This is a genomic window from Mesorhizobium sp. B2-5-4, from assembly GCF_006441095.1.
GTDB lineage: Bacteria > Pseudomonadota > Alphaproteobacteria > Rhizobiales > Rhizobiaceae > Mesorhizobium > Mesorhizobium salmacidum.
Genome location: NZ_VFUR01000045.1, coordinates 1 through 9,919 on the forward strand (window position 1 = coordinate 1; position 9,919 = coordinate 9,919).

Consider the following 9,919-nt stretch of genomic DNA (forward strand, 5'->3'; position numbering starts at 1 on the left):
CGATCGACCATCCGAATCATCCCTCTTCATTCCTTACGCACGGAATCACCAACCCGGTTCCGTGCAAAGGCCTCACATGGTGAGAAGGGAAGGCGCGCGCATGACGCCGCTCGGCGCCACCATCACCAGCGAAGGCATCCGCTTTGCCGCATGGTCCTCATCGGCCCATCGCCTCTGGGTTTCGATCTTCGACGAGCAGGGAAACCGTGAACTCGACCGGCTGGAGCTGACGCCGGATGGCGACGGCATGCATGCGCTTTTCGTCTCCGGCCTGGCCGTGGGCGCGCGCTATGGCCTGCGAGCCGACGGCGACTATGCACCCGAGCGTGGGCTGTGGTTCGACCCCGACAAGCTGCTGACCGATCCTTACGCCGTCGAGATCGACCGGCCCTATGCCTATCACTGGCGGCTCGCCGCGCGGCGCAATGAGGGCGCCGACACCGCGTCGGTGATGCCCAAGGCCGTGGCCAAGGCCTTGCCCGCGGCCCCACCGATCCTGCCGCCGCTGTTTCGTCCGGGCGGCCTGATCTACGAATTGAATGTCCGCGCCTTCACCAAGCTCCACCCGGATGTGCCCCAAGAACAGCGCGGTACGATCGCCGCACTTGCCCATCCAGCCATCATCGAGCATCTGCAAAGGCTCGGTGTCTCCGCTGTCGAACTGATGCCGGTGACAGCGTCGATCGACGAGCGGCATCTGCCGCCGCTGGGCTTAAGAAACGCCTGGGGCTACAATCCCGTGACCTTCATGGCGCTCGACCAACGCCTCGCGCCCGGCGGCCTGACGGAATTGCAGGATACAGTCGCTGCGCTGCGCCGGGCCGGCATCGGCACCATTCTCGACCTCGTCTTCAACCATACCGGCGAAAGCGACAGGCTGGGGCCGACGCTCTCGCTACGCGGCCTCGACAACCAGGCCTACTATCGGCACCGGCCGGATGGCGTGCTGGTCAATGACACAGGCACCGGCAACACGATCGCTTGCGACCATCCGGTGGTGCGGGAAATGGTGCTCGACACACTCCGTCATTTCGTGTGCCAGGCCGGCGTCGACGGCTTCCGTTTCGATCTGGCTCCGGTGCTGGGCCGGGTCGATGGTATCTTCGATCCGGAAGCGCCGCTGCTCCGGGCCATCATCCATGATCCGGTGCTCTGCGACCGCGTGCTGATCGCCGAGCCTTGGGACATCGGGGCAGACGGCTACCAATTGGGCAATTTCCGGCCGCCGTTCCTTGAGTGGAACGATCGCTACCGTGACGATATCAGACGCTTCTGGCGCGGCGATGCCGGCATGGTCGGTGCTCTCGCCACACGCCTTGCCGGTTCGTCCGACGCGTTCAACGGGGCAGGGGGGCCGGCAAGCCGCAGCGTGAACTTCATTGCCGCCCATGACGGCATGACGCTGGCTGATATCGTGTCCTATGAGCGCAAGCACAACGGCGCCAATGGCGAGCAGAACCGTGACGGCCATAACGAAAACCTGTCCTGGAACAATGGCACCGAAGGCGAGACGCACGACGCGGCGATCACCAAGTCGCGCTTCGACGACCAGTGCGCACTGCTCGCCACGCTGTTCGCCTCGCGCGGCACCATAATGCTGACCGCAGGCGACGAGTTCGGCCGCACCCAGAAGGGCAACAACAACGCCTATGCGCAGGACAACGCCATCACCTGGCTTGACTGGCCAGCCCGCGACCAGGCGCTGGAGCGTTACGCATCGGCGCTCGCAGCTCTTCGCCAGGCGGTGCCGGCATTGTCGGACACGCGTTTCTTGACCGGGCAAGCGGTTGACGGTTCCGACATCCCCGATGTCTCATGGCTGACCGAGACGGGCGCTCCGCTCAACGAGAGCGACTGGAACGACTCCAGCCGGCATCGCCTCGTCATGCTGCTTGGCGGCGACGATGGCAGGCTTGCCGTCATGATCAACGGCGACCGCCGCCAATGCGTCTTCACCTTGCCAGCGCGAGATGGCTTCCTTTGGCGCCCGGCAATCGAGACGCAGGCGATCGACCTTCTACGCCCGCTCCCGGGTCGCGGCGTCAACTTCATGATCGAGGGCCGGACCGGAAACGGTGGCGCCGGGAAGGGTTCGTAAATGTCCGACGACAATGCCATGCAGAGGCCCGAATGGTGGCGAGGCTGCGTCATCTATCAGGTCTATCCGCGCTCTTTCCAGGACACCACCGGCGACGGCAGCGGCGATCTCAAGGGCATCACGTCACGGCTCGCTCATATCGCCTCGCTCGGCGTCGACGCTGTCTGGCTGTCGCCCTTCTTCAAGTCGCCGATGGCCGACATGGGCTATGATGTATCCGACTATCGCGACGTCGACCCGATGTTCGGCACGTTGGCGGATTTCGATGCGCTGGTCGCCGAAGCGCACAGGCTCGGCCTGAAAGTCGTCATCGACCAGGTGCTGTCGCATTCATCCGACAAGCACGAATGGTTCATCGAAAGCCGCGCCAGCCGCGACAACGCCAAGGCCGACTGGTACGTCTGGGCCGACGCCAGGCCGGACGGCGGCGCGCCCAACAATTGGCTGTCGGTCTTCGGGGGGCCATCCTGGGAATGGGACGCGACCCGTCGGCAATATTACATGCACAATTTCCTCGCCTCGCAGCCGGACCTCAATTTCCACAATCCGGAGGTCCAGGATGCGTTGCTGGGCACGGTGCGGTTCTGGCTAGAGCGCGGTGTCGACGGCTTCCGGCTCGACACGGTCAATTACTATGTCCACGACCACTGGCTGCGCAGCAATCCGCCCTTGGCTTCGAGCGTTGCCGGCACCAATACGGAGACCAGCACCTACCTCTATCAGGAGCATCTGTTCGACAAGACGCAGCCGGAAAACCTCCATTTCCTCAGGCGCTTTCGGGCATTGCTGGACGAGTATGAGGGCCGCGCCGCCGTCGGCGAGATCGGCGATGAAGGCCGCTCCTTGCAGACGCTGGCCGCCTACACCTCCGGCGCCGACAAGCTTCAGATGAGCTACACTTTCGACCTGCTCGGCTCGCAATTCTCCGCGGCGCATGTACGTGGCTGCGTCGAGGCCTTCGAAAATGCGGTTGCCGATGGCTGGGTCTGCTGGGCATTCTCCAACCATGACGTCGTGCGCCATGTCAGCCGCTGGACGAGGCCGGGTGGCGATCCCGATGCGGTGGCCAGATTCTCGATCATGCTGCTCGCATGCCTGCGCGGTTCGATCTGCCTCTATCAGGGCGAGGAGCTCGGCCTTCAGGAGGCGGAGCTTGCCTATGAGGATCTGCGCGATCCCGTCGGCATCCGCTTCTGGCCCGGCGTGAAGGGCAGGGACGGCTGCCGCACGCCGATGGTCTGGGAGGCGGGCGCCGACAATGCGGGCTTTTCCACCGCGAAACCCTGGCTGCCTGTGCCGGCAGGCCATCGCGCCCGCGCGGTCGATGTGCAGAACGGCGAGGAGCAATCGGTGCTGTCGGCCTACCGCTCGGCGCTCGCCTTGCGCAAACAGCATCCTGCGCTGGTCGGCGGCTCGATCCGCCTTCTCGATGCCGAGGACGACGTGCTCGCCTTCATCCGCGAGGATGGTGGGGAGAGGCTGCTCTGTGTCTTCAATTTCGCCGGAGAGCCGGCGACTTGGCGGTTGCCCGCGGATGTCGGCACTCTAACAGCGGTCGCCGGCAGCGCGGTCGCCGAGAACGGCGAACTATCGCTGTCCGTGCTCGGCTCTTTCCTTGGTCGGCTCGACTGATTGGGGCTCTACTGAACGAGCACGGCGCGGCCGCAGGTCGCGCCGGTGACTCGCACGTCGGCCTGGCCTACACGCACACCAAGGGCTCCGAGCAAATTGTAAACCAGCTCGTCGACCGGCGCCGCCACGCCGTTCAAGAGCGCAACCACTGCCGGCCGCACGGTTGAAAGCAGGGTTTTCAGATTCAGCAGCGGCAGGCCCAGCAAATTGACCGTCAGCGACAGATCACTGACCAGGGAGGTCGTCAAAGACTGTGTCAGGTTTTGCGTGGAGACTGTCTTTATCGTTTTGGCGTCAATGTCGGCCTTGTTGAAGGTCAATGCGGTCGGCGCGTTGTTGGTCATCTCAAATGCCGCCGAGCCCGTCACTGAGAGTAGATTGATCAGAAGACTGACCTTTGCGATTTCAGTGTCGGAGAACGATTCCGGTTTGGTGAAATCGGCAAAGCCGGAGCTACTGCTGTCGGCCAAATGCGCTTCCACAACACCGGGGCGGGCAGAAACGGTGACCTTGATGCTGTCGGGACCCGTAGGACAGCTTATGTCGGTGAGTTTGGCTTCGGCGTAGGCGACTTCCACATGCAGTGGCAGGTTGACCGACACCAGAGTAATGCCCCCACCGATATTGCCGCCTGCGCCCCCGACCGTCGCGGCTACTTTGATGCGCGTCTGGGCGGTCCGCACGACAGTGCCGATATCATCGATCGACAACCAGGGCGAGGATTGCATTGGCTCCCCGATGGCAATCGTGACTGTGGCCGAGAGCAGTCCCGGGATGGTGGCGCCGAGATTGACCGCAGCCTGGTTGGTGCCGTTCGCGAGCACGGCGGCGGCCGACAACATGCCCATGGCGCTTGCGTCTACGCCAAGGCCGGACGGCTGTTGGCCGAGGCCCAGGCTGCCGACGGAACCAAGGTCGACAAGTCCGCTGAGTGGGATCTTGACGGTGCTGGTCGACTTGGAGGCGATGGTCTGCAAGGCGACCTTGGCGGTATTGCCGAGGCCAGGAACATTGGCCATGGCAGTGGCGATCTGGCCGACGGTCGCCTTCGATGCCAGAACGTCGGAATAGGTGCCGGCCGTGATGTTTAGTTGTGTGCCGAGCGCACTGATGAAGGAAAGCACGCTGACATCGGCCGAGATCAGCCCGTTGTAATCCATGACGCTGAGCGAGATGTTGCCGCCGAGAAGTCCGCTCAAAAGTGCGTTGAGGATGCCGCCATTGACGCTAAGCAATCTCGACCCGACCGAGAATGTCGCCTGCGGCGTCATGCTGGCAGTGGCTTGGGTGTCGATGACGGGAGTGGGGATCAGCCAGCTTGCGAAGTAGCGCTGGGGAATTTTCGCCAAAGTCACCCGCGCCGCATTGTAAGGCGTCACGCCCGCCTGAAAGCGCTGGCTGACATTGGCGGTCGACGAGGCATATCGGCCCCGCGTGACCGTCACCACCGTCTTTCCGGCGGCCGCTGGGATGGTCTGGCCCGAAGCTTGAACAACGACACCCGGCATGCCGTTGTCGGTGAGCGTGGTGACGACCGCTGTGTTGACGTTGTTGATGTTCGAGGCGGCGGTGATCGCTGCCAGGTCGACCATCGCCTGGGCTTCCCGGCGCTCGGTATAGATGGAGGCCTCGTCTATCGCCACCGCGGCCAGCGCCAGCGCAACCGGCGCGCTCAATGCGGTCATGACGGCGAAGTTCGCCTTCTTGTCTCCCATCATCGACCGTGCAAGCCGGCCGATGCCCTTGCCCGCCCGCTGCAGCATTCAGATACCCCCGACCCTGATCGTTGACTGACGCTTGATGGTCGTCCCTGGCATGGCTATGCCCGGGAACAGATTCCAGATCGGCAGGTTGCGGGCATCATACGAGATGGACACCACGAACTGGCTTCCGTCGGCCACGCTGTCATTGGCCTGGTAGGTCAGCTTGCTAGCGTCCACGAAAGGGTAGCCGCCGGCGTTGTTGGTGAGATAGCTGGCCACGAGCGTTTGCCGCTCGGTCTGGTTCACCCCGGCGATAGCCGTCCGGGCGGCGTCGGCTGCGATTTGCTGGATCGAGTTGGCGGCACCAAAATAGATGCCGTAGGCAACCATTCCGAGCAAAAGAAGGATGAAAAGCGGTGACAACAGTGCGAACTCGACCGCTGAAGTTCCCGAATTGTCTGTTCGGAACTGGCGCCTTCGGGCCTTGGAAATGAGGTTGTGGACCATGGCACAAGCATGCTCAAGTTCGCATGCAGAAAGCGGAAACTCCGGGTGCAACCAAGGGATGTGCTCGATTGAAGCGTCTTTCTAATTTAGCCGTTGCTTCTGCGATAATGAGGATTGACTTAGGGTCAATCAGTACTCAGTTGAAAAGAGCTTACCTCCTGTCTAGTCTCCTGCCACCAGCCGCCGGAGGGAACCGGTGGCGCGCTCAAAGGAGCCAGACATCGGTTCCGGGGCGTCAACACGCAAAGGCGCGCCGATGGCAGCGCCGACAGGGAGAACTTCATGCTGAAAAATATGCTGAAGGCGACGGTACTCGCCACGACCATGACCTTGGCTGCCGGCACGTTCTTGACGCCAGCCTTTGCCGAGACCGTCTATAACAGGGGCACCGCCGCTGAATCGGAGTCGGTCGATCCACACAAGACCTCGACGGTCTATGAAGCCAACGTGCTGCGTGACCTGTTCCAGGGACTGGTCATGCAAGATGAGAAGGCGAACCTCATTCCGGGCGCCGCCGAAAGCTGGACGGTGTCGGATGACGGCACCGTCTACACCTTCAAGCTGCGCAAGGACGGCAAGTGGTCGGATGGCAGCCCGGTGACGGCGGACGACTTCGTCTACGCCTTCCACCGGCTCGAGGATCCGGCGACCGGCGCGGAATATGCCTCGATGCTCTATCCGGTGAAGGGTGCGGAGGACGTCAACACCAAGAAGGGCAAGCCGGAGGACATGGGCGTCAAGGCGATCGACGCCAACACCCTGGAAGTGACTCTGAAGGCACCGACGCCATACTTCCTGGAGATGCTGACCCACCAGGCGACTTATCCGGTCAGCAAGGCCTCGATTGAAAAGCTCGGCGCCGACTGGATCAAGCCCGGCAATCTGGTTTCGAACGGCGCCTATACGCTGGCCGAATGGGTTCCCAACGACCACATGAAACTGGTCAAGAATCCGAAATTCTGGGACGCCGCGACCGTCAAGTTCGACGTCGTCAACTACATCCCGACCGAGGATCGTTCATCGGCTATGAAGCGCTTCGAGGCCGGCGAACTCGACAGCTATGACGATCTGCCGACCGAACAGCTCGCCGACCTCAAGACCAAGTTCGGCGACCAGATCCATGTCGGGCCGTATCTCGGCACCTACTATTATGCGATCAAGACCGACAAGGCGCCGTGGAACAACCCCGAGCTGCGCAACGCCATCTCGATGGCGATCGACCGTGACTTCATCGCTGAAAAGGTCTGGCAGAACTCTATGCTTCCCGGCTATTCGATGGTGCCTCCCGGCATCGAGGGCTACACGCCCGCAATGGCCAAATACGCCGACATGCCGCAGATCGACCGCGAGGACGCGGCCAAGAAAATCCTTGAGAAGCTAGGCTACACGCCCGAGCATCCGCTGAAGATGGAGATCCGCTACAACACCTCGGAAAACCACAAGAACACCGCTGTGGCGATCCAGGAACAGCTGAAGCCGCTTGGCGTCGACGTCACGCTGCTCAACACCGACACCAAGACCCACTACTCCTTCCTCGAGCAGAAGGGCGACTATGACGTGGCGCGTGCCGCCTGGATTGCCGACTACAAGGATCCGGAAACCTTCCTCGGCATCACGCGCAAGGCCAGCGGCAACAACTATTCGAACTACAACAGTCCGCAATACGAAGCGGCAATGGACAAGGCCGCGGCCGCCGGCGGCAAGCCCGACGAGCGCATGAAGGACCTCTCCGCGGCCGAGCGCATCCTCATCGACGATGTCGGCCAGATTCCGCTTCTCTACTACAGCTACCACGACATCGTTTCCTCGAAGCTGCATGGCTTCGTCGACAATGTGATGGACGTGCATCCGTCACGCTTCGTCAGCAAGGACTGATCCCTGGCCAAGCCGCCGCGCAACTGTATGCGCGGCGGCGCTGGTTTGCCATCGCATCGGCCCGGGAAGCGGAATCGATTCTCGGAACGTTCGGTGCGAAGATTTGAAGGCTGGAGCGCAATCGTCCGGGTGGACGGGCGGGCTCCGGATCAAGCGGGGCACCGATGCTGCGATACGTATTCCGGCGGCTTTTGACCGCCATCCCGACGCTGTTCGTCATCGTGACGATGGCGTTCTTCCTGATGCGCGTCGCGCCGGGCGGTCCATTCAACCAGGAGCGGGGACTTAGCCCCGAGATCAAGGCCAATCTTGAAGCCCAGTTCGGTCTCAACGATCCGCTCTGGCTGCAATATGTCCACTATCTCGGCAATCTGCTGCGCGGCAATTTCGGCCCGAGCTACAACATGCCGGATTTCACCGTCACCGAACTGTTTGCCAAGGGCCTGCCCATTTCCGTCCAACTCGGTGCCTCGGCGCTGATCCTGGCGCTGCTGCTCGGCAGCGTGCTCGGCACCATTGCCGCGCTCAACCAGAACAAGCTTGGCGACTATACGGTGATTGCGCTGGCGACCGCCGGCAGCACCATCCCCACCTTCGTCATCGCGCCGGTGATCCAGCTCCTGTTCGGGCTGACCTGGAGGCTGTTGCCGATCGGGGGATGGGGCGATGGCGCTTTCATCAACAAGGTAGGTCCGGTGCTGACGCTCGCCTTGCCGCAGATCGCCATCGTCGCCCGCCTGATGCGCGGCTCGATGATCGAGTCGCTGCGATCCCATCATATCCGAACGGCGCGAGCGCTCGGCCTCTCCGACTGGTCGGTGGTGGTCAAGCACGCCTTGCGCGGCGCCATCCTGCCTATCGTCTCCTTCACCGGCCCGGCGGCGGCGGCACTGCTGACCGGCTCGGTCATCGTCGAGACGATCTTCTCCATTCCGGGCGTTGGCCGCTATTTCGTCGATGCCGCGCTCAATCGCGATTACACTCTGGTGATGGGAACGGTGGTGGTGATCGCCATTTTCACCATCGTCTTCAACCTGATCGTCGACGTCATGTACGCGATCGTCGACCCGAGGGTGCGCTATGACTGACATCGCAGCCACCGCTCCCGCCATCGTCGGTCGCTCGCTTTGGGGTGATGCCTGGGCGCGCCTCAAGGCCAACCGCGCCGCCATGTTCAGCCTCTACTATCTCGTTCTGATCGGGGTGGTCAGCGTCTTTGGCCCGTGGTTCGTGCCGCATCAATACACGACCATCTACGCCGATTATGTGCGCATGCCGCCAAGCCTGTCGGCCTACCCGAAACCCGATATGATCGAGACCGCGCTCACCGAAGCGATCAAACGCATGCGCGTCGACATCAAGGAGTGGCACCAGGAGGGCAATCAGGTTTTCGTCACGGTCAAGTCGGCCAAGCCGATCGACGACCGCAACATCCGCTACCTCGACCGTTCCGATGCCTTCGACGACACCAAGATCGAGAGCAAGTCGCCCGAGGGCCTCGAAGTGACGATGAGCGCGTCGGTCAAGCAGCAGTATTTCCTGTTCGGAACCGACAACACTGGCCGCGATCTCATGTCGCGCACGCTGATGGCCGGGCGCATCTCGCTTGCCATCGGCCTGCTCGCGGGCCTCGTGGCGGTGGTGATTGGTGTGATTTATGGCGCCGCCGCCGGCTTTTCCGGCGGCAAGGTCGACGAGGTGATGATGCGCATCGTCGACGTGCTCTATTCCTTGCCGTTCATCTTCTTCGTCATCATGCTGGTGGTGTTCTTCGGCCGCAACTTCGTGCTGATGTTCCTGGCGGTCGGTGCCGTGCTTTGGCTCGACATGGCGCGCATCGTGCGTGGCCAGGCGCTGTCGATCCGCCGGCAGGAATATGTCCAGGCGGCGGAAGCCATGGGCATCGGCCAGCGCGGCATCCTGCTGCGCCATGTCATCCCCAACCTGCTTGGCCCCGTGGTGATCTACATGACGCTGCTGGTGCCGCAGGTCATCATCCTGGAGAGCTTCCTGTCGTTCCTCGGCCTTGGCATCCAGGAGCCGATGACCAGCTGGGGCGTGCTGATCTCGGTTGGCGCCAAGAACATCGGCACCGCCAACTGGC

The 9,919-nt window shown here is 62.5% G+C and carries 7 protein-coding genes; 5 read left to right on the forward strand and 2 right to left on the reverse strand.

The window, feature by feature from the left end; translation table 11 throughout:
- Positions 1 to 100 precede the first annotated feature (100 nt).
- Positions 101 to 2,098 carry a glycogen debranching protein GlgX gene (gene glgX, locus FJ492_RS28405; RefSeq protein ID WP_140773633.1) on the forward strand — a complete coding sequence of 666 codons (1,998 nt, stop codon included), beginning with the start codon at positions 101 to 103 and terminating at the stop codon, positions 2,096 to 2,098.
- Entirely contained in the window at positions 2,099 to 3,730 is a 1,632-nt protein-coding gene (locus FJ492_RS28410; RefSeq protein WP_181166791.1) for an alpha-glucosidase family protein, read from the forward strand.
- 8 nt (positions 3,731 to 3,738) lie between these two features.
- Here FJ492_RS28410 and FJ492_RS28415 read toward each other — a convergent pair whose 3' ends face one another.
- Together FJ492_RS28415 and FJ492_RS28420 are read right to left on the reverse strand one after the other, a co-directional pair.
- Complete coding sequence (locus FJ492_RS28415; protein WP_140773635.1) at positions 3,739 to 5,493, reverse strand: TadG family pilus assembly protein; 1,755 nt, start codon at positions 5,491 to 5,493, stop codon at positions 3,739 to 3,741.
- Positions 5,494 to 5,940: a TadE/TadG family type IV pilus assembly protein gene (locus FJ492_RS28420; protein WP_140508017.1), complete on the reverse strand. Its 447-nt coding sequence runs from the start codon at positions 5,938 to 5,940 to the stop codon at positions 5,494 to 5,496.
- 282 nt (positions 5,941 to 6,222) lie between these two features.
- Between FJ492_RS28420 and FJ492_RS28425 the strand changes: the two genes are divergently transcribed.
- From FJ492_RS28425 to FJ492_RS28435, 3 genes are all read left to right on the forward strand, one after another.
- Positions 6,223 to 7,815 carry a peptide ABC transporter substrate-binding protein gene (locus tag FJ492_RS28425; RefSeq protein WP_140508019.1) on the forward strand — a complete coding sequence of 531 codons (1,593 nt, stop codon included), beginning with the start codon at positions 6,223 to 6,225 and terminating at the stop codon, positions 7,813 to 7,815.
- Between the two features lie 164 nt (positions 7,816 to 7,979).
- A complete protein-coding gene (locus FJ492_RS28430) occupies positions 7,980 to 8,903 on the forward strand; it encodes an ABC transporter permease subunit (protein ID WP_140508021.1) in 924 nt (307 codons plus the stop codon).
- A partial coding sequence (locus tag FJ492_RS28435; protein WP_140773637.1) for an ABC transporter permease subunit occupies positions 8,896 to 9,919 on the forward strand: 1,024 nt, incomplete at its 3' end. The genes FJ492_RS28430 and FJ492_RS28435, both read left to right, overlap by 8 nt.

Bases quoted from the DNA above. Each gene is read 5' to 3' on its own strand.
- glgX (WP_140773633.1), top strand. From the start codon at position 101: ATGACGCCGCTCGGCGCCACCATCACCAGCGAAGGCATCCGCTTTGCC.
- FJ492_RS28410 (WP_181166791.1), top strand. From the start codon at position 2,099: ATGTCCGACGACAATGCCATGCAGAGGCCCGAATGGTGGCGAGGCTGC.
- FJ492_RS28415 (WP_140773635.1), bottom strand. From the start codon at position 5,493: ATGCTGCAGCGGGCGGGCAAGGGCATCGGCCGGCTTGCACGGTCGATG.
- FJ492_RS28420 (WP_140508017.1), bottom strand. From the start codon at position 5,940: ATGGTCCACAACCTCATTTCCAAGGCCCGAAGGCGCCAGTTCCGAACA.
- FJ492_RS28425 (WP_140508019.1), top strand. From the start codon at position 6,223: ATGCTGAAAAATATGCTGAAGGCGACGGTACTCGCCACGACCATGACC.
- FJ492_RS28430 (WP_140508021.1), top strand. From the start codon at position 7,980: ATGCTGCGATACGTATTCCGGCGGCTTTTGACCGCCATCCCGACGCTG.